This window comes from Scopulibacillus daqui, from assembly GCF_016908855.1.
GTDB classification, from domain to species: Bacteria; Bacillota; Bacilli; order Bacillales; family Sporolactobacillaceae; genus Scopulibacillus_A; species Scopulibacillus_A daqui.
This window is the reverse complement of the sequence record NZ_JAFBER010000001.1, coordinates 278,762-296,551: the sequence shown is the minus strand read 5'-3', so window position 1 is coordinate 296,551 and position 17,790 is coordinate 278,762. Positions and strand designations below refer to the sequence as shown.

Sequence of the window (17,790 nt, the reverse complement as noted above, 5' to 3'; positions counted from 1 at the left end):
GACCAGCAAGCGCTAACAAACAAAAAATATTATTCTTTTTTATATTTTCTATCTGTTTTTATAACAAAGGCGAAGCAGCATAACTTCTTCCAAGTAAAAAAGGCTGGCCCGCACCAGCATTTTTCAACTCATGAGGACTATATATTTGCTTAATATTCCAATAATTTCTTTTTTAGGTTACAATTAAATAAACTTATTGTTTGAAGAGGTGTTGAACGTGCAGAGCGAGATTCAAAGAGAGCGAAGGCCTCATTACATGAAAACCTTCATTTCGCCTATTACACAATCGCGGGATTTTACTTTTCTGTGGCTCGGACAGCTGCTTAGTGTTTTCGGCAGTTCTGTAACATTGGTTATCTTGCCGATTATTGTCTATTCTTTAACAGGTTCGACAGTCATTATGGGTACAGTGATGGCGCTTTATATGCTTCCAAATGTTCTTGTACTGGCCTTTTCTGGAATTATTGTTGATCGCCTAAACCGGGTGAAAGTGATGATGTTTACTGATATCGTCCGTTTTATCATTATGATTGCAGCGATGGTTCTTATCCTGACCGGTGCATTGACCATTCAGATTTTATTCTTATTTGTTGCTGTTTACGGTTTAATGGACGGCGTATTTCAACCGGCTTATTCGGCGCTCCGGGCGAAAGTATTCGTACCAAAAATCAGAAATGCCGCAAACGCTTTAACGCAGATATCTAACCAAGGGGCCCGATTGATTGGACCTGCCGTCGGGGGGCTTATTGTCTCAACAGCTTCTTCAGGCATTGGTTTTGGATTAGACGCTTTAACTTATTTATTTTCGTTCGGCTGTCTTATTTTTCTAAGGCACATCACAATGAACAGACCGGAAACATCAGCAGCGCCATTTCATTTAAAAAAAGATTTTACTGAAGGGATTTCAGTACTTAAAAAACATCCTTGGCTGTGGATAACCATCTTAGCCTTTTCTTTCATTAATATTTGTTACGGCGGCGCAACAGCTGTCTTAGTCCCTTGGCTGCTTAATGTTCACTATCAATTTAAACCGTCAGCCTACGGCTTAGCGATGACTTTCTCCGGCATCGGCGCTATGGCAGCTGCTCTTATATTTGGTTCAAAAGATCGGTGGCATCATCGGGGGATGATAGCATACAGCGGCGTCTTGCTAAGCGGGTTGATGCTTTTTTCAATGGCGTTTATATCTTGGAAGCCCTTTCTTGTGTTCATTATGGCTGTTGAAGGCTTTGGCATCATGTTCTTTGGCTTGATCTGGGAAACGAGCTTACAAGAACTTGTGCCAGAGGAAGCCTTCGGACGTGTTGCCAGCCTTGACTTCCTGGGCTCATTTGCGCTAATGCCTGTTGGATATCTGGTTATTGGCTGGTCGGCGGACTGGCTTGGCCAAATTTCAGCGATGATTCTCTTATCTGTCTTAATTATTCTAACCGTTATAGCTGTTCTAACGGTGCCCAGCATTCGCCGGTTTGATTAAAAAAGAATCAGCAGAAGCCGCAGCGGCTTCTGCTTTATCAGCTATTCCTCAAATTTCTTTAATAAATACTTGATTGTTGCCACTGTTCCCATGCCATACAATGCATATCTGATGCCAGTCAACAAAACATGATAACCGATAGAACCGGCCTGAAGCCAGGATAAAAAAACACCTAATCCAAGAGCTATCATCGGGATATAACGATTTTGGATATGCGTTGTCTGATGAATGGCATAGAGAACGAACGCTAAAGCCGCATAGACCCCAAAATGAATGGATAATAAATCATCCATTTCAATCGCTCCCATAAGATTAAGGTTGAGGGTACAAAATGAGGAAGCTGATAATGAATATGAATGGTATAAATGATTTTGCACCCTCAATAAATCATATGCCGGCCTGTTGCAGACGATAGGGCCAAGCTATTAGGAGCAAAGTGGAAATCCGGACATTCTTTAAATAAATATCATAGGCAAACGCACATTTATAAAAAACCGTTATATTTGCTCTATTCAGCATTTGAAGGAGGGACATATGATACAGTATCTTTTTAAAGGAGTTGAATGTCATGGGCTACTTTGGTAAAGGCGTTTATGGTTATCCTGCCGGTTACGGATACGGATGCGGCGGATGCAGAGGTATTGGTTACGGCGGATACGGTTATGGTTATGGATGCGGCTATGGCTGCGGATACGGCGCTAACGGATTCGCGCTCATTGTCGTCCTATTCATCCTTCTCATCATTGTAGGCACTGCTTACGTATACTAAAATGGTTTATTAGGAGGCAAACCGCTTTGCCTCTTTTTTAAAAAAGGCTTTCGATGGCGCTGTTGTCCGTCGAAGGTCTTTCTTAAAGCAAAACCACCGTATTATTTCTTTTGCTTTAGTTTCTTAAACATGACGCCAATAATGATAAATAGCGGAAGCACACATAAGAGTATTAAAAAGTTCGCTATGATTGCCACGATCATGTCTCCTTTTATAAATTTGATCACCTTTATTATATCAAATGAAAATGACGAGAGATCTTCATCATTTGAACAAAAATTGAAAAAGGAATAACCGTTGTCATAAGAAACGGTTATTCCCATTAAAAGTTAATAGGACAATGTTTTCTGCAAGCGGTTAGTTTCAAAAATGACTTTTTCCTCGTCTATGGTTAAGCATTCGCCATTTCGGACAATCTCTTTTCCATTTATATAAACATCAGAGACATCTGACCCCTTTGCAGCATATAGCAAATGAGAGTAAGCTTCACTGAACGGTTGAAGATGAGGCTTATCCTTCGCTGCGATTGTAATGAAATCTGCATATTTCCCTGCTTCAAGAGATCCTGTGTCCTCCATGCCAATAACTTCAGCCCCAAGGCGAGTCGCCATTTGCAATGCTGTCGGCGCCGTCAGTTTTGTCGCGTCCTTATACGTGCCTTTTTGCAGCAGCGCACAGGTTCTTGTTTCTTCAAACATATCGAAATTATTATTTGAAGCGACGCCGTCTGTTGCAATACCGACTTTTATTCCTGCATCAAGCATGCTGCAAACATCGGCTATTCCGGAACCAAGCTTCAAATTACTGATCGGATTATGCGCCACCCTGACATCATACTGCTTCATCAGTTCACGATCTTCATCGTTAAGCACAACACCGTGAGCCATAACAGTCGGCTGGTCAAACAATCCTGAACGGCGAATATGTTCAACTGGACGAACACCATAGCGATTTAATATGTCTTTCACTTCATATTCCGTTTCCGAAATGTGAATGTGCCCCATGATTCCGTTTTCCTTAGCGATTCTGGCGCTTTCTTCCAACGCTTTAGGTGTGCAGGAATAAGGACTGTGCGGAGCCGCCATCGTCGTCAGCCGTCCATCCGCAAAGCTTTTATAATTTTTGGCGAATCGTTCGGCACCGGCTAAATTGGCACGCTGATCCTCTTCTGTGCCAAAGCTGAAAATAGTAAATGAGAAGGCACCGCGGACTCCCGTTTCACCGATGGTATGCATCACCGCGTCCACATCAATGCCATTGGGGTTAAACATATCCGAAAATGTTGTTGTTCCGTTTTTTACCATTTCAAGCAAACCAAGCTGAGTGCTGGTCTGGGCGATTTCCGTCGTAAATTGCGCTTCGAGCGGCCAAATCCTTGTTTCCAGCCACGGCTGCAATAACATATCATCGCCAATCCCGCGTAAAATCGTCATCACAATATGCGAATGGACATTAACGAGACCAGGCATCACCCATTTTCCTGACAAATCAACAATTCGATCGGCCTCTTGACATTTTTCTTCTGTTTTTGGCCCTATATATTTAATTTTTTCTCCTTCAACGAGCATCATCCCGTTTTCAAGGATGTCATTTTCATGATTCATTGTAAAAAAAGTCGCATTGACATACGCTGTCAATTTCATTTAAAAACCCCCAAAAATCAATGATATTTCAACATTATAATACAAAAAAGTATCATAGAGAAGCTATTTTTCATTGGATGATGGGGGGACAGTCCATGAATGCGATAAAAAAAGACTTCGAAAAAAGAAGTCTTTTCAGCCCCTTTATTATTCTTTTTTCTTAGGATCTTTCTCCGCTTTTTCAAGCACATATTTAACCGTTGCGACTGAACCTACACCATATAAGCCGTATTGAATGCCTTTCAATAAAACGTGCGGCGTGACTTCCCCTGCCTCGAACCAGGCAAATAAAAAACCTAAAATAACCGCTGCAATCGGAATATAGCGATTGTGTATCCCCGTTGCCTCATGAATAGCATAGAGAACAAAAGCTAAAGCAATATACGCTCCAAAATGGATTGAAAGCAAATCCGCCATCTTTTTCCTCCCTTTGCCCTCCGTCTTACTATTTGATGGTATGTTTGCCGATGGAACGTTTATGACTTGCGGCAAAGAGAAAAAATAAATTTTTGTTTAAAATGCCATTCATCGGGCAAAATGGGAATAAACACATTTACATAACGCAGATAAAAAGAAACCAGGCTATATCACCTGGTCTGAGAATCTTTATTATTAAATAACGAAGCAAATTGATTATTGCTCATTAAATAATTAAACAAATGCTTACTGATGATTTTACTTCCAAGCGCGTTTGGATGAATCCTGTCCCCCATTAAATTTTTGCTCTGTGCTTCCAAGTAAGAATAGCCAAGCGCACTCTGGTTAGATATATAGCCTGTATGATGCTGGTCTGCGTATTGCCTTAATACCTTTCTATATTGGTCCAGCCGCGTATTATCACCAAGAATAGCGTTAGGGCCGATTAATAATATTTCGGTTTTTTCTTTAATATAAGGATCAAGATAATTTGTTAAATCCTTACGATACCGGTCTGCACTTAAAAAACGCCGATCATTCATGCCTGCATTTAACATTAAAAGTTCAGGGTCGAGCTGTTTCAGCCATTCATCCATCATACGATTGTCAATTAACGCATGCCAGGCTAAACGGTCGCCGCCTTGGCCGATTCGGCTGACTGCAACGCCTTTTTTATTTAAGAATTCTCCCCCAAAGATCGCAACCTTTCCATTAATATGAGAAAACTCCAATTGTCCGTTATAGATGTTTTTCGGAAGATGGATAACCCCCAGACCCAATTTTGGGCTGTTTGTATTTACAGACAGCGCTTTATCGCTTTGTTTGTATCCAACATTAAAATGTCCGCCATGAGGCTGTTTCAAATAGAAAATTTTACCATAAGTCCAATGCCACTTTTTCGGAAACTTAACTGTCATCCAATTTAGCCAGCCTCCGGTCGTATACATGCCTTTCAAATCAAGGCTGTATTGTGACGGATATTGTCCGGGCGGCAAATCATTAATTTGCTTCATGCCGTTAGAAAAGTGGAACTCTCCATGTTCCTGCTTAAAATAAATACTGTCAAACGGAACATAACCCGGTCCGCCGTCTCCGAAATACTTATGCATCCTTGGAATAAAGTCATCAAGATAACGGCTTTTTTCTTTATGATAAATCGGGCCGTTTGTCAGGCTGTCAATTCCTGCTAAAATAAGCATCGGTTTCTGTTCAGTATTATAATGTGTTGAAACATTGTCCGATGATTCAACAGGACTATAGTAAGCCGACTGTATAAAACCAGTAATAATGACGACAACAAATACAAAGACTAGGGGCAAACCGATCTTTTTCATTACTTTCACGATACCACCACACATCTTATTCCATATTTACTGGAACTTCAATTACATAAATTATTTTGCTCAATTTCATTTGTGCCACACGCATTAATTAATACCATTTAAATACTCATTATAATCCCATTTAGTCCAAATGACCATGATAATTGATTAATTTAGCAAAGAAAAATTCACAATTTGCAACAAAACTGTAACACGGCATGTCCTATTATAAATATTCGCTGCAAGAATTTAAATAGATCTGTCCGGCTTTTTTTAAAATAGAATCCATCAAATTTAAACCCCCACACTGCTCTTTAATTAACCGAAACATTAAATAACACCCCCCTTTTAATCCCGAAAAAAGGCATCAGCCGTATCTTATCGGCTGATGCCTTTTTTTCGCAAGGAAAGGTTCAAATGTTCTTTTTTCTTTTAATACCAATAGCCGCCATACCAAGGTCTTGGGCGCCAGTAACCGCCGTACCATGGCCTTGGGCGCCAGTAACCGCCGTACCATGGCCTTGGCCGCCAGTAACCGCCATATCCGCCATAACCTCCATACCCAAGGCCATACCATGGGTAATAAAATGGATACGCTCTTGTATCTCCTGGGTTGACCGCCTCCTGCGGCATGGTTTGATTAGATGGATTTACCCCATATGAAGGACCATCGCTCACATAACCGTATTCATTCAAATTATTCATGTTTCCATATTCATTGTCATATCGGCTGACACTCCCAAAGTCATTCGGATAACCGTAATCTGGATAACTCGGTACATTGCCGAACGAAGGCGGATAACCGGCTATATTGCCAGAATCATTTCCATATGAATTGTCAAATCCATAGTCTGCTCCATCACTGATAGGGATATTTTCCATATCATGACCTCCTCATTAGTTTGAACCCAATTCACTGGTTAATATATGATAATAGGCTGTTAACGGAGCAGGTCCAAATCATTAAATTATAAAATCGGATTTCATCAGTATTGGCCATAACCATACCCGCAATCTCTCCGCCTGCGGCACTGACAATGCGGCAGTTGATGCTTTACCTCTTTTACCAATTCAAATGACGAATGTGCCCATCAGTCCCGAACGATTGTATAGGTTGATGCATAGTCCCCTGCCCTCTGTTCCATTTGCTGTTTTCTGTGAGGCTCGGATATGCGCAAAACATTCTGACCATTTAATAGGGGTGTTTTGGCATGTCGGATATTACTTTGTTGCCCCTTATCATAGTTATAGACTAAGTCAATGTTTTTTAGTTTCCATGAAATGGAGGGGAAATTTTTTGTCACGATCGCAAGAGTTTATCGACATACTGGGACAAATGCAACAGGCCTGGGATCGCGGAGAGGAGACTGCTTTGCTGACGGTCATTGATGTTCGCGGATCCGCGTACAGACAGCCGGGAACAAAGATGATGATGACAATGAACGGGTACATGTACGGCACAATAAGCGGAGGGTGTTTAGAAAATGATCTGTTAGTCTGGGTACAAAAAGCGATTCGTGAAAAAAAACCTGCGGTCATTAAATACGACTTGAGCGATAATGAAATCTGGAGTCTAGGCATTGGATGTAAAGGGACGCTTGAAATATTCATACTCCCAGTCACTAAGGATGAACCTTTTTGGCGTACAACACGACAAATTTTACAATCAGGACGAACGGTTTCCCTCGTTATGGAGGTCTCAAAGGGATGGCATGCGTTAATTGGAAAGGATGGGGCGTGCTGCGGAGAAGCGAAAATATTGCCTGATGCCGTGTATAAACAAGCCATTCATGAGATGAGCCATCAGACTAGAGCGAAGATTATAGAAATAGAAAACCACCGGTTCGTCATTGATGTGCTTCGGCCAAACGAACGTTTAATTGTTGCCGGCGCAGGTCCGGATGCCCAGCCTGTTGCCGCGTTAGCGTCAAAGGTTGGATTTTCCGTCATCGTTGTCGATCCTAGAGAGTATTGGAACAATGCCAAAAGGTTTCCATCGGCTGCTCATGCGGTTAGTGAGCCTGCAGAACTTCACTCAAGAGACGTTGCTCAATCATGGTGGGTCATTATGAATCATCATTTCGAACGAGACCGATCTGCCCTGCAGCTCGCACTGCAAAGCGATCCATATTATATTGGTGTCCTCGGCCCAATGGCGAGAACGAAAGAAATGCTTGATATGATGGGCTGCACCTTCACTAGCGGTCCGATTCATTCGCCAGTCGGTTTGGATCTTGGAGCCGAGACGATTGACGAAGTGGCAATCAGCATCGTTTCCGAATTGCTCTCCGTCAGAAATAATAGAAAGGGCGCCTCTCTACACGGCAAAAAGAAAATTCATGGCTAGCATAGGGGCAATTATTCTAGCGGCGGGAATGTCTAGGCGTATGGGTTTCCCAAAATTATTAGCAGATTTTAATGGAAAGCCGCTATTCCGTTATGCTGTGGAAACAGCTGTACAATCCGCCTTACAGCCGATAGTCCTGGTAGGAGGAGAGCGGGTCAATGCGTTAAGGCAACTTACTTGCGATTTGCCGATGGTACAGGTCATTGATAATCCTGAGTATTCAAAAGGAATGGCATCATCCTTAAAATTGGGGATTGCTAAAGTAACAGGACGTGTAGATGGAGCCATGATTTTCTTGGCCGATCAGCCGCTTGTTCCCGGAGAAGTGATCAGCGAATTGATCAAACAGTACAAAAGTGCACGAAACCAAGGCATTCAGATCATACGGCCAAATTATAATGGCATGCTTGGGCACCCTGTTTTATTCGATTCCCGGCTATTTAAAGCGTTTCATCAAATCAATGGAGATGAAGGCGGCCGATCAATTGTGTCAAACCACAATGATAAACTGCTGATTGTCAACTTTAAGAATCCGTATTGGGGAGCAGACGTAGATACACCGGAAGATCTGGTAAAATTGAAAAATATTCGCCCCTAGCCTTAAAAACAGATGAATCTGCGGTTCGTGCGTTTTAGAATAGAAACGGCCGCAGTGATGTTAATCGCGGGAAATCCCAAAAGTTTCATATTTTCTTTTTTCTATCTTGGCAATAAGCCAACCCCGAAAAGTGCCTTTGCCGCCAAACACTATTTAAAAAGCCCTTTATTTAAATGAAAATCACCCCTCATTTTTAAGCAAAATCATTATTTGTCCTTTACAAAAAAACATGATTTCCATAATATATAGTAAATCTTCAAAGGTGGTGAATGTTCATGGGTTACTGCGGCTGCGGAGGATACGGCGGCGGCTTTGGATACGGCGGCGGTTTTGCCCTCATCGTTGTCCTCTTTATATTGTTGATTATTGTAGGTGCTGCATGGTGCTGGTAAGTGATAAAATAAGTGGCGCTCTTAAAAGCGCCATTTAATTTTAGGTTTTTGATTTATCCTGTGAATAGACTGCAGCCGATGGGGGCAAATGACTCAATGGTTTCATATGAGCCGGATTCAGGCGGCAAAGTATCTTTTTCCACCCATTTTTCCAAATGATTAACAGCAGCCTCAAAGTATGGATGCACCGTTTGCTGTGACCCTTGGTTTGTTTTTAATAAGCCATCAACATGATTCCCCCGCGGAATTTCATAAAGCCGATGGTTTTCAGCAAAGCCTGCTTGTTTGACTAAGTGTTCATAGGCTTTTGCATGATGAATATAAGTAATCAAACAATCCCAATTGCCGGCTACAGATAATAATGGTTTAGTTAAATGCCCGGTATTAGCGAATTTTTCGATATGCTGCTGAAGTATGTCCGCTCTCGCTTGAAAAGGATACAGAAGCGGTGAAGGATCACGGAGCCAATCATTATGCCATTCTTTTTGGAAAGGTTCCCAATCCGAGTCAAGATTTCTGCCGTACAACCAAAGCGAATAAACCCAATAAGTTTTAAAGTACTGATGCCAATACGGTTCAGAGTCTGGATGCAAACCCGCCTCCAATAACTTTCCGTATGCCATAATACGTTCACGATCAGTATGATCCCCGCGCCAATTGGCATAAATCGGGTATTCTTGAACATACACCGGCAGACAGGTCAGCAAATGCCGGCTGTCAGGGTGCCAAAACACACCGGACCATTCGACACCTCCGGCAAATAATTCAGGATAACGTTCAAGCATGATTCTTGTTATATACCCGCCGTTGCTGACACCGGCTATATATGTATACATAGCCTTTCCACCATATACAGACTCCAGCATTTCCTGAGCTTTTAATGTCAATTGATAATAATGCTCTTTCCATTCTGTTATTTGCCTTTTCGGGTTTCTAAGCACCAGCCTTGGCGTTCCTTTGTCGCAAGCGGCAAAAGCGTAACCCTTTTGCAAAACAATATCGCTGAGCAATAAATCCATCGAAAACTCATTTCGCACCGCTGGTGTTGCGGCAATGATAAGCTTTCCATTCCAAATTTCCTTGTCCGGCAGTCTAATAACTGCTTGAGACTGGCCTATTTGACCTGTCCATTCTTTTCCCGGAACCTTTTTTTCAATTCGCGGACATTTCAAAACCAGTGACGCAGCATCAGAGTGAACCCCGATTCCTTTGGTTGTAAGATCCTGTACCGTTCGAAAATCATGATTGGCTGACACAATGCTCCCCTCCGCATAAAAAATTTTTATATTACAATATACCTCTAAACACCGATAATCAAAACATCAAATAACATTTGTGCCAATAAACTTCTGCATCTTCCTCTTGCATTGCATACAAAAAAACACCGCCATAAGACGGTGCTATCCCCTTTGATGTTCATGTTCTTGTATTTTTTTCACTTCAATTCTTTTTATGCTGTGAAGATCAGATTCTATGACCTTAAATTGATAACCAGCATAATTGACAGTCGTCCCCTCTTCAGCTTCCAGCTTTTCAGATAAAATCCAACCGCCGATTGTATCAAGGTCATCTTCTTCAATATTAATATTTAACAGCCGGTTAACTTCAGAAATAAGAACCTTCCCGTCAAGAATAACGGTATCATCATTGACTTCCTGTATCTCCGGTTCTTCATCTATATCATATTCATCACGAATATCTCCGACAATCTCTTCGATAATATCCTCAGCAGTGATTAATCCCGCCGTGCCTCCGTACTCGTCGACAACCACAGCCATATGAATGTTTTCTTTTTGCATTTTTACCAACAGTTCGCGGACCGGGGTCGTTTCAAGCACCGAGACGATCGGCCGAATATATTTATCAAGAGAATGAACCTCTTGATTCAAAAAATCCTCGAAGATATCTTTTATATTAATCATGCCGATAATCCGGTCTTTATCTCCCTCAGCTACAGGGAACCTTGTATATTTTTCATTTTTTAAGACTTGAATGTTATCCTCCATTGTATCATCTATATATAAACAAGCAATTTCTGTTCTGGGCACCATAATTTCTTTCGTCATTTTTTCGTCAAAGTCGAAAATGCGGTTCATATATTGAAGTTCTACCTTATTAATTTCCCCGCCTTTAAAACTCTCGGACAGAATGAGCCGCAATTCTTCCTCGGAATGCGCATTTTCCTGCTCAGAAGCAGGCTTAAACCCGAAGAGCCGCGTCACAATACGGGCAGCGCTGTTAAGAAGCCAAATAAATGGAAATGCAATTCGATTAAACCATATGAGAGGAATAGCCAGCATAAGCGTAATTTTTTCCGCCTTTTGGATGGCGATGCTCTTAGGCGCTAATTCCCCTAAAACGACACTCAGAAACGTAATAATGATAAAACTGATAATTGCGGATACCGACCTCGATGCGGTTTCGCCCAGATTGAAAAATTCAATCGCAGGCTTAAGCAAATGAGAAATAACCGGTTCGCCGACCCACCCTAAAACTAATGAAATAATGGTAATCCCTAATTGGGCCGCTGATAAAAATTCATCTAATTGATTGACTATCTGTTTCGCTGCTTTTGCCCTTTTACTGCCTGATGCAGCCAGCTGATCAAGTTTCGTCGATCTGACTTTAACTATTGAAAATTCAGCAGCGACAAAGAAAGCCGATAAAATAATTAAGATAATGACAGTAAATATACCAACTATGTCCAAATAAGCCCCCTACACGAGTGTGTAAGGGTTTCACCTCCGTTGAACTTTCCTTTTTTATATCTTATTCTACATTACTTTAATTTATTTTTAAAGTAAACGCGGCATTTGCAAAACATGAAACAGAACTTATTCATGTTTGATTCATTTTAATCATAAGATTTAATAAAGCTTGTACAATGGGTGATCTGATGGCGGACAAATTCGTTTCAATGATATTAGGAAGCCTATTTCTTTCTTTAGGCATAGATGGCTTTTTAGTGCCCAATCATTTACTTGACGGCGGGATCATTGGGATTGGGCTCATTTTCAAATATATTTGGGGCTTTAAAGTTGGCCTGACTATTATCTTGCTTAGTCTGCCTATCTATATTTTTGCTTGGTTTTACAATCGGCATTTCTTTTTCAATGGTATCCACGGCTTATTAATATCATCTTTCTTTATGGATTTGTTCTCTCCTGTAAAATCTTTTTTCCATATGCCTGCTTACTTTGCCGCTGTCATTGGCGGATGTCTTGTCGGCATCGGCGCAGGGCTTATGCTCAGAAAAAATTGCAGCACCGGCGGCCTTGATCTGCTTTCACAATTTATCGCAGAAAAGCTGTCTCTTAATGTGGGAGGAATTATTCTCATTTTTGACAGCGTCATTTTGCTGACCGGACACAAGATTATTGGTGTCAATTTCTTTTATTCTGCTGTTGTCATCTTGCTTGTTGCCCTTATGACCGTCTGCTTGACAAAAGAGGGCGCTGCGGGCAAAGCGTTTTTCTAAAACCGAGCGCCTCCTTCACCGATGATTGCCGTTAAGTGGATAAAGATTTAATGTGTTCTTCAACCTTTGTACTGTAGGTGAAATCTCCGTAACAGTATGGGTAGCGAAAATTGTCTTTATTTCCGCCGCAATTATAGACTTTTGGCTCTTTTCGAACTTGGATGATCGAAAATTCTTTAGCCAATTGTTCGGTATGTTTTCCACCATGTTTCTTTACAAAATCAATATAGCCGGCGCCCATATTATATGCTTGGATGACGGTGGGGAAATCCACGTGGTTTTGCTCCCCGTAAATCAGCATTCTCCGAAAGTGCTTGACGCCTTTTTCAATGCTTTGTTTTGGATTTTTAATCTCATTTGGAGACAGGCCCGCCGATTCAGATGCCTGCATCGGATCCCCGCCTTCCCCCCGGCTTTCCTGATGCATTAAAGCCAGAAGGACATTTGTATATTTTTCAAGGCGATATTTTGCCAATTCTTCTTTGATTAATGGCTGATATCTCTTAACATCTGCAAATGGTCCGCTATTCTTTACGGACGTTTTTTCATCGGAATGATTCATCAAGATCAGAGCAGTTAATGCGACGAATAAAAGGATGACAATTGCCAGAGATGCTTTAACCGTTTTCCACATAGCCTTCATGTCTCTCCCAAAAAATCTTTTAATCTCTCTATCATGTAAATATATTCTCTTTCGATGATAAACTAAAAAGCTAACCTATTTTCAAGCAAAAAACTCACGCATCCTCGTTTGCCATTATATGATCAGATTGTTTTCCTTTCACTATTTTAAGACAAAAACAACCATCAGTTATCAGATGTTATGACGAAAATTTATAAGACCTAAGTCCGATTTTTAGTGCAGGTTTTTGAAGGACTCTTGTTATGCATGCAATCTTCAAGTATATTAATCTTAATACCCACACTTTACCAAATTATATTTTCGAAATATTAATATAAGAAAGAAACAAGTGAACTTGGACATATAAAAAGGGGATTTTATATGGAAAATGGCTTGACAGACGCTGAAAAAGAAATTCTATTAAAGATTTATGAAGAAAAAATGCTTATTGAAGATATCTTAGAACGTTACCCATTAAATTATACTCAAAGAGATTTCATATTCAAACAATTAGTTTCAATATATAAAAAGGGGTGGATAGATGGCACACAGTGTTTAATTAAAAATAAAAAATAAACATTAAAATACGACAAAACCCGACTTCTCTTAATGGAAAAAGAAATCGGGTTCTTTTAATTAAATTATCTTGTCTTAGTTCAAGGTCTTGACTGTTGTTTGTTGTTCCCAGTAAAAATCATTTATAGGGAAAACTTTTATTAAAATTTCTCCCTAGTTGACAAAAGGCTTCCAGTAACGCTTTATTACATATCGATCGGTATAAAATGGTTAAATACCCCCAGCGCAACCATTGAATCTTTTTTGGTGGACGTCACATATACGGTAAATAACCCATAATCCTTAGTTGTCGTCTTTGTGTTAAGAGCTTTTTCGCCTACTAAAGTCACAATTCCTTTATCAAGCCGGGTATGCGGGGACTCTATCGCCTTGTCCTTTAGCCAGCTTATATATTCACTTCTCGTCGGATTCGTTGCAATCGCCAGCACCATGAGAACTACAGCAATAAACAGACATACATTTCCTTTTTTCATAAGATCATTCCCTGTTTTTTAGCTTAGCGGTGATTCGTCTTTTGCCAGAGCATACGCAAAGAAGGATTGCCGATTCTCGTCTTTACTTTATTATTTCCGTCAATATTGACCATTATTCTATATATCGCCATACTCCCAGCCTTTTATGCTTTGGCATTTTGTTTTCAAGCTTTTCGCATAATCGAATCCAACTGATCCATACTAATGTTGTACCATTAGAAAGGAGAGAAGCTTTATGCCGCAACAAGGTCAGCAACAGAGAAACAACGCAGGAAACATTTTTCTTCCTTTACTTGCCGCTATTGGTACAGGCGCTGCCACTTACTACAGTCTGAGAAACAATCAAAATGCAGGACAACAAATGCAGCAGCTTGCAGGAATGAACCAAAATAATCAGCAAAACCAATACTCCTAATTTTTTAAAAAAACAGCTCTGAGCCTTTATATGGCAGCAGAGCTGTTTTCAGCTATATTTTTGAGTAAGGACTGGCTCCCCAGCTTTTCTTTCTTTCTTTAAACACTTGAAACCCTGATAAAGAAAATGTTGGAATAGCCGCCATGCCTATAATAAGAAGCCAATCACGCAAATTTAACGGTACTGTGTGAAACACCGGCTGAAGAACAGGAATGTAAATCACGACAATTGTCAGCAATATCGATGATAGAACTGCCAGTACAAGGTATACATTTTCAAACGGATTTCTATGGAGCACCGAACGCTCGCTTCGGCAGTCAAATACATGGATTAATTGCGCCAAAACCAAAGTAGAAAAGGCTATTGTCTGTGCTTTGGCTAATTGATCAGGATATTGCTGGAGCGATACCCAAAAAGCGCCAATGGTGACTAACCCGATTAAAAAGCCGCGTGAAATAATTTTCCAGCCGAGCCCTCGCGAAAAGACGCCTTCGTCAGATTTTCTTGGTTTTCTTGTCATCACATCGTCTTCTGCTTGGTCAACTCCAAGGGCCATGGCCGGCAATCCATCAGTAACGAGATTGACCCAAAGGATCTGGATCGGCAGAAGCGGCAGCGGCAGAGAAAGCAGCATGGCAAACAGCATCACTAGAATTTCCCCTGTGTTGGAAGCGAGCAAGTAGCGGATAAACTTCCTGATATTCTCATATATATTTCTTCCTTCTTCAATAGCCGCACGGATCGTTGCAAAATTATCATCGCTTAATACCAATGATGAAGCTTCCTTGGCAACATCTGTCCCAGTATTCCCCATTGCTATGCCGATATTCGCCGATTTAATGGCCGGTGCGTCATTGACGCCGTCTCCGGTCATCGCTACAACATGCCCCCTTTTCTGCAGAGCCTTAACAATTTTCAGCTTATGCTCAGGTGATACACGTGCATAGACGTAAATATTTTCCGCCTTGCTGACAAGTTCACTCTCAGTCATTTTGGATAATGCAGAACCTTCAATCACTTCGCCGTTGTGCGGCAAAATGTTTAATTGTCTTGCGATGGCGCTTGCTGTGATGGCGTGATCCCCAGTGATCATAACCGTTTTAATGCCAGCCTTCTGACAGTCTCTGATGCTTTCCCTGACTTCAGGTCTTGGCGGATCGATCATGCCTTGCAGACCGATGAATGTCAGCCGGCTTTCGGCTTGTCCGGCATTAGAAATTTCTTGGGAGTTTTTGATAGGTTTATAAGCAATTGCGATGGTACGAAGCGCTTGTCTTCCAAGGTTTGTGATCGCTTCTTTTACTTTTTCAGTATGTTGTTTCTTGATGAGCTGGCGCTGCTTGTCCCATACAATGAAGTCGCACTTATTGAGCAAAACATCCGGCGCGCCTTTGGTCACAACAAATTTTTCTCCTGTTTTTGTTCTGACAATAATGCTCATCATCTTCCTAGAAGAATCAAAAGGAAATTCTTCAATAATATCGGCTTGTTTTAATAAATTTTCTTTGGCTAAGCCGGCTTTGAGTCCGCTGATTAGAAGCGCGCCTTCTGTCGGATCGCCATTTAAAGTGTATTCCTCTTCGCCTTCTTTTGTTATCAGTTCGGCATTGTTGCAGAGAACACCATAGGATAACAGCTGCATCAGCGTCTCCTCTTTTTCAACTTTTACTTGCTTGTTATCTTTAATAAACTCGCCTTTAGCTTTATAGCCGCTCCCTGTAACCTGCCATGTATGCCCGCCGGTCCACAAATGGGTGACTGTCATTTTATTTTGCGTCAGCGTTCCAGTCTTATCTGAACAAATAACCGTTGTACAGCCGAGCGTTTCAACCGACGGCAGCTTCCTGACAATTGCCCGGCGCTTAATCATTTTTTGTACACCGAGCGCCAAAGCAATGGTTACAATGGCCGGCAGCCCTTCAGGAATAGCCGCAACGGCAAGAGATACACCTGATAATACCATCTTATAAAGGTTATGTCCTTCATACACCCCGATGCCGACAACTAACACTGTCAACGCGAGGGAAATGATAATCAAAATCTTTCCAAGCTGCTCTAGCTTTAATTGAAGCGGTGTCATCAGCGTTTCAGCACTTTGGATTAAGTGAGCGATCTTTCCCATTTCTGTGTTCATTCCAGTACCGGTGACAATGCCTATTCCGCTGCCTTGTGTAACCATTGTCCCCATAAATGCCATATTCTCTTGATCACCAAGCGGAAGATCTTTTCCTTTTATAGATGCTGATGTTTTTTGAACAGGAACCGATTCGCCTGTCAGCGCCGATTCTTCAATATACAGCCCTTTGGTTGAAATGAATCTCATATCCGCACTGACTCTGTCCCCGCTTGTGACCTTGACAACATCACCAACAACGATATCCTTGGCTGAAATTGACTGCCATGAACCATCCCGCAGCACATTTGCCGTTGGAGCCGATAATTCCCGTAGTGCGGCAAGCGACTTCTCTGCTTTTATCTCCTGGATAAATCCAAGTATGCCATTGATCATAACGATGATAATAATGGCTGTCGCATCCAAGAATTCGCCAAGCAGTGCCGACAGCACCGTAGCCGCTAATAGAACAAGGACCATAAAATCTTTAAACTGGGAGAAAAACATAAGAAAGGCTGGTGTTTTTTTTCCTTCTCTTAACTGATTATGGCCGTCACGATGTATCCTTCTTTCACACTCTTCTTTTGACAAACCTTTATTAATATGGCTGTTTGTCTTTTTTTCGACTTCCTCATGTGAAAGCTCGTACCAGTTCATTCTCTCACCTCACAAGTTAACTTTTTGTACTATCAGATTATATGTAGGCAAATTCAAAATCATGCTAGATTAATAGCTGTTTTTAAGAGATGTTTTTTTAAAAATGCACTTTACCGAAATCTTTGCTAACATTAAACTATCATTGATACATCACTAAAAAAGACAAAAATAAGGAGATGAGATTTTGGCGCATAAGATTGATGTCAATCAATTATCCGTTGAAATATTAGAGCAAATTAACAAAATTTACGAGGATGAATTTAATCATGCCTTTGAGGAAATGAGAAACGCCCGGGAAGCTGGGCAATCAGGACTCGCAACCCTTCATTTTAAGCAAATAGAAGCTGTCAGACGGCATTGCGAAAGATTTACAATTGAATTGGTCAGCAGGGTGATCGAAGAGATTAAAGATTAAAGGACCAGTAAAGGACCAGTATTTGAGTATACTCATATCGGTGGTATCATCAGGATATAAAAAAACTTCCATTAGC

18 protein-coding genes and 1 pseudogene are annotated in these 17,790 nt (G+C 41.1%); 9 read left to right on the top strand and 10 right to left on the bottom strand.

What is annotated here, in order from left to right:
• Positions 1–217: 217 nt before the first annotated feature.
• Positions 218–1,477 (top strand): MFS transporter, encoded by a 1,260-nt coding sequence (locus JOD45_RS01505; protein ID WP_338056006.1) that lies wholly within the window; start codon positions 218–220, stop codon positions 1,475–1,477.
• A 41-nt stretch (positions 1,478–1,518) separates the two neighbouring features.
• Here JOD45_RS01505 and JOD45_RS01500 read toward each other — a convergent pair whose 3' ends face one another.
• A complete protein-coding gene (locus JOD45_RS01500; RefSeq protein ID WP_205002071.1) occupies positions 1,519–1,770 on the bottom strand; it encodes a phage holin family protein in 252 nt (83 codons plus the stop codon).
• A 395-nt stretch (positions 1,771–2,165) separates the two neighbouring features.
• Here JOD45_RS01500 and JOD45_RS16465 point away from each other — a divergent pair.
• Positions 2,166–2,246, top strand: a pseudogene (locus JOD45_RS16465) (YjcZ family sporulation protein); the annotation flags it as partial.
• Between the two features lie 329 nt (positions 2,247–2,575).
• Here the strand turns inward: JOD45_RS16465 and JOD45_RS01490 are convergent.
• The 4 genes from JOD45_RS01490 to JOD45_RS01475 all read right to left on the bottom strand — a co-directional run bounded on the left by JOD45_RS01490 (position 2,576) and on the right by JOD45_RS01475 (position 6,510).
• Positions 2,576–3,889, bottom strand: coding sequence for an amidohydrolase family protein (locus tag JOD45_RS01490; RefSeq protein ID WP_205002070.1), 1,314 nt, complete (start codon positions 3,887–3,889; stop codon positions 2,576–2,578).
• Positions 3,890–4,036: 147 nt separating this feature from the next.
• The gene (locus tag JOD45_RS01485) at positions 4,037–4,306 is read right to left on the bottom strand and encodes a hypothetical protein (RefSeq protein WP_205002069.1); all 270 of its coding nucleotides are present in this window, start codon (positions 4,304–4,306) and stop codon (positions 4,037–4,039) included.
• Between the two features lie 170 nt (positions 4,307–4,476).
• Positions 4,477–5,640: an SGNH/GDSL hydrolase family protein gene (locus JOD45_RS01480; RefSeq protein ID WP_239549010.1), complete on the bottom strand. Its 1,164-nt coding sequence runs from the start codon at positions 5,638–5,640 to the stop codon at positions 4,477–4,479.
• A gap of 420 nt (positions 5,641–6,060) precedes the next feature.
• Positions 6,061–6,510: a hypothetical protein gene (locus JOD45_RS01475; protein ID WP_205002067.1), complete on the bottom strand. Its 450-nt coding sequence runs from the start codon at positions 6,508–6,510 to the stop codon at positions 6,061–6,063.
• A gap of 415 nt (positions 6,511–6,925) precedes the next feature.
• Between JOD45_RS01475 and JOD45_RS01470 the strand changes: the two genes are divergently transcribed.
• The 3 genes from JOD45_RS01470 (at position 6,926) to JOD45_RS01460 (ending at position 8,965) form a co-directional block, all read left to right on the top strand.
• Positions 6,926–7,975 (top strand): XdhC family protein, encoded by a 1,050-nt coding sequence (locus tag JOD45_RS01470; RefSeq protein WP_205002066.1) that lies wholly within the window; start codon positions 6,926–6,928, stop codon positions 7,973–7,975.
• The gene (locus JOD45_RS01465; RefSeq protein WP_205002065.1) at positions 7,968–8,573 is read left to right on the top strand and encodes a nucleotidyltransferase family protein; all 606 of its coding nucleotides are present in this window, start codon (positions 7,968–7,970) and stop codon (positions 8,571–8,573) included. The genes JOD45_RS01470 and JOD45_RS01465 overlap by 8 nt, the downstream gene beginning before the upstream one ends.
• 275 nt (positions 8,574–8,848) lie before the next feature.
• Complete coding sequence (locus JOD45_RS01460) at positions 8,849–8,965, top strand: YjcZ family sporulation protein (RefSeq protein ID WP_205002064.1); 117 nt, start codon at positions 8,849–8,851, stop codon at positions 8,963–8,965.
• 53 nt (positions 8,966–9,018) lie between these two features.
• On the opposite strand, the gene JOD45_RS01455 is transcribed toward JOD45_RS01460, so the two are convergent.
• Positions 9,019–10,221, bottom strand: a complete 1,203-nt coding sequence (locus JOD45_RS01455) for a 3-hydroxybutyrate oligomer hydrolase family protein (RefSeq protein ID WP_205002063.1) — start codon at positions 10,219–10,221, stop codon at positions 9,019–9,021.
• A 144-nt stretch (positions 10,222–10,365) separates the two neighbouring features.
• A complete protein-coding gene (locus tag JOD45_RS01450; protein ID WP_205002062.1) occupies positions 10,366–11,673 on the bottom strand; it encodes a hemolysin family protein in 1,308 nt (435 codons plus the stop codon).
• Positions 11,674–11,849: 176 nt separating this feature from the next.
• Here JOD45_RS01450 and JOD45_RS01445 point away from each other — a divergent pair, with 176 nt between their 5' ends.
• Positions 11,850–12,443 (top strand): YitT family protein, encoded by a 594-nt coding sequence (locus JOD45_RS01445; RefSeq protein WP_239548987.1) that lies wholly within the window; start codon positions 11,850–11,852, stop codon positions 12,441–12,443.
• 31 nt (positions 12,444–12,474) lie between these two features.
• Here the strand turns inward: JOD45_RS01445 and JOD45_RS01440 are convergent, their stop codons facing one another.
• The gene (locus JOD45_RS01440) at positions 12,475–13,077 is read right to left on the bottom strand and encodes a lysozyme family protein (RefSeq protein WP_205002061.1); all 603 of its coding nucleotides are present in this window, start codon (positions 13,075–13,077) and stop codon (positions 12,475–12,477) included.
• 369 nt (positions 13,078–13,446) lie between these two features.
• Between JOD45_RS01440 and JOD45_RS01435 the strand changes: the two genes are divergently transcribed.
• Complete coding sequence (locus JOD45_RS01435; RefSeq protein WP_205002060.1) at positions 13,447–13,641, top strand: hypothetical protein; 195 nt, start codon at positions 13,447–13,449, stop codon at positions 13,639–13,641.
• A 185-nt stretch (positions 13,642–13,826) separates the two neighbouring features.
• Here JOD45_RS01435 and JOD45_RS01430 read toward each other — a convergent pair whose 3' ends face one another.
• Positions 13,827–14,114: a hypothetical protein gene (locus JOD45_RS01430; protein ID WP_205002059.1), complete on the bottom strand. Its 288-nt coding sequence runs from the start codon at positions 14,112–14,114 to the stop codon at positions 13,827–13,829.
• Between the two features lie 235 nt (positions 14,115–14,349).
• Here JOD45_RS01430 and JOD45_RS01425 point away from each other — a divergent pair, with 235 nt between their 5' ends.
• Positions 14,350–14,529, top strand: coding sequence for a hypothetical protein (locus JOD45_RS01425; protein WP_205002058.1), 180 nt, complete (start codon positions 14,350–14,352; stop codon positions 14,527–14,529).
• A gap of 52 nt (positions 14,530–14,581) precedes the next feature.
• Here the strand turns inward: JOD45_RS01425 and JOD45_RS01420 are convergent, their stop codons facing one another.
• Positions 14,582–17,299: a calcium-translocating P-type ATPase, SERCA-type gene (locus JOD45_RS01420; protein ID WP_205002057.1), complete on the bottom strand. Its 2,718-nt coding sequence runs from the start codon at positions 17,297–17,299 to the stop codon at positions 14,582–14,584.
• A 184-nt stretch (positions 17,300–17,483) separates the two neighbouring features.
• On the opposite strand from JOD45_RS01420, the gene JOD45_RS01415 reads away from it, so the two are divergent.
• On the top strand, positions 17,484–17,714 hold the full coding sequence (locus tag JOD45_RS01415; protein WP_205002056.1) for a hypothetical protein: 231 nt from the start codon (positions 17,484–17,486) through the stop codon (positions 17,712–17,714).
• Positions 17,715–17,790: the final 76 nt, after the last annotated feature.

Coding starts and splice junctions, on each gene's coding strand:
- JOD45_RS01500 (WP_205002071.1), bottom strand. CDS start 1,770: ATGGATGATTTATTATCCATTCATTTTGGGGTCTATGCGGCTTTAGCG.
- JOD45_RS01490 (WP_205002070.1), bottom strand. CDS start 3,889: ATGAAATTGACAGCGTATGTCAATGCGACTTTTTTTACAATGAATCAT.
- JOD45_RS01485 (WP_205002069.1), bottom strand. CDS start 4,306: ATGGCGGATTTGCTTTCAATCCATTTTGGAGCGTATATTGCTTTAGCT.
- JOD45_RS01480 (WP_239549010.1), bottom strand. CDS start 5,640: ATGAAAAAGATCGGTTTGCCCCTAGTCTTTGTATTTGTTGTCGTCATT.
- JOD45_RS01475 (WP_205002067.1), bottom strand. CDS start 6,510: ATGGAAAATATCCCTATCAGTGATGGAGCAGACTATGGATTTGACAAT.
- JOD45_RS01465 (WP_205002065.1), top strand. CDS start 7,968: ATGGCTAGCATAGGGGCAATTATTCTAGCGGCGGGAATGTCTAGGCGT.
- JOD45_RS01460 (WP_205002064.1), top strand. CDS start 8,849: ATGGGTTACTGCGGCTGCGGAGGATACGGCGGCGGCTTTGGATACGGC.
- JOD45_RS01445 (WP_239548987.1), top strand. CDS start 11,850: ATGGGTGATCTGATGGCGGACAAATTCGTTTCAATGATATTAGGAAGC.
- JOD45_RS01440 (WP_205002061.1), bottom strand. CDS start 13,077: ATGTGGAAAACGGTTAAAGCATCTCTGGCAATTGTCATCCTTTTATTC.
- JOD45_RS01435 (WP_205002060.1), top strand. CDS start 13,447: ATGGAAAATGGCTTGACAGACGCTGAAAAAGAAATTCTATTAAAGATT.
- JOD45_RS01430 (WP_205002059.1), bottom strand. CDS start 14,114: ATGAAAAAAGGAAATGTATGTCTGTTTATTGCTGTAGTTCTCATGGTG.
- JOD45_RS01425 (WP_205002058.1), top strand. CDS start 14,350: ATGCCGCAACAAGGTCAGCAACAGAGAAACAACGCAGGAAACATTTTT.
- JOD45_RS01420 (WP_205002057.1), bottom strand. CDS start 17,299: ATGAACTGGTACGAGCTTTCACATGAGGAAGTCGAAAAAAAGACAAAC.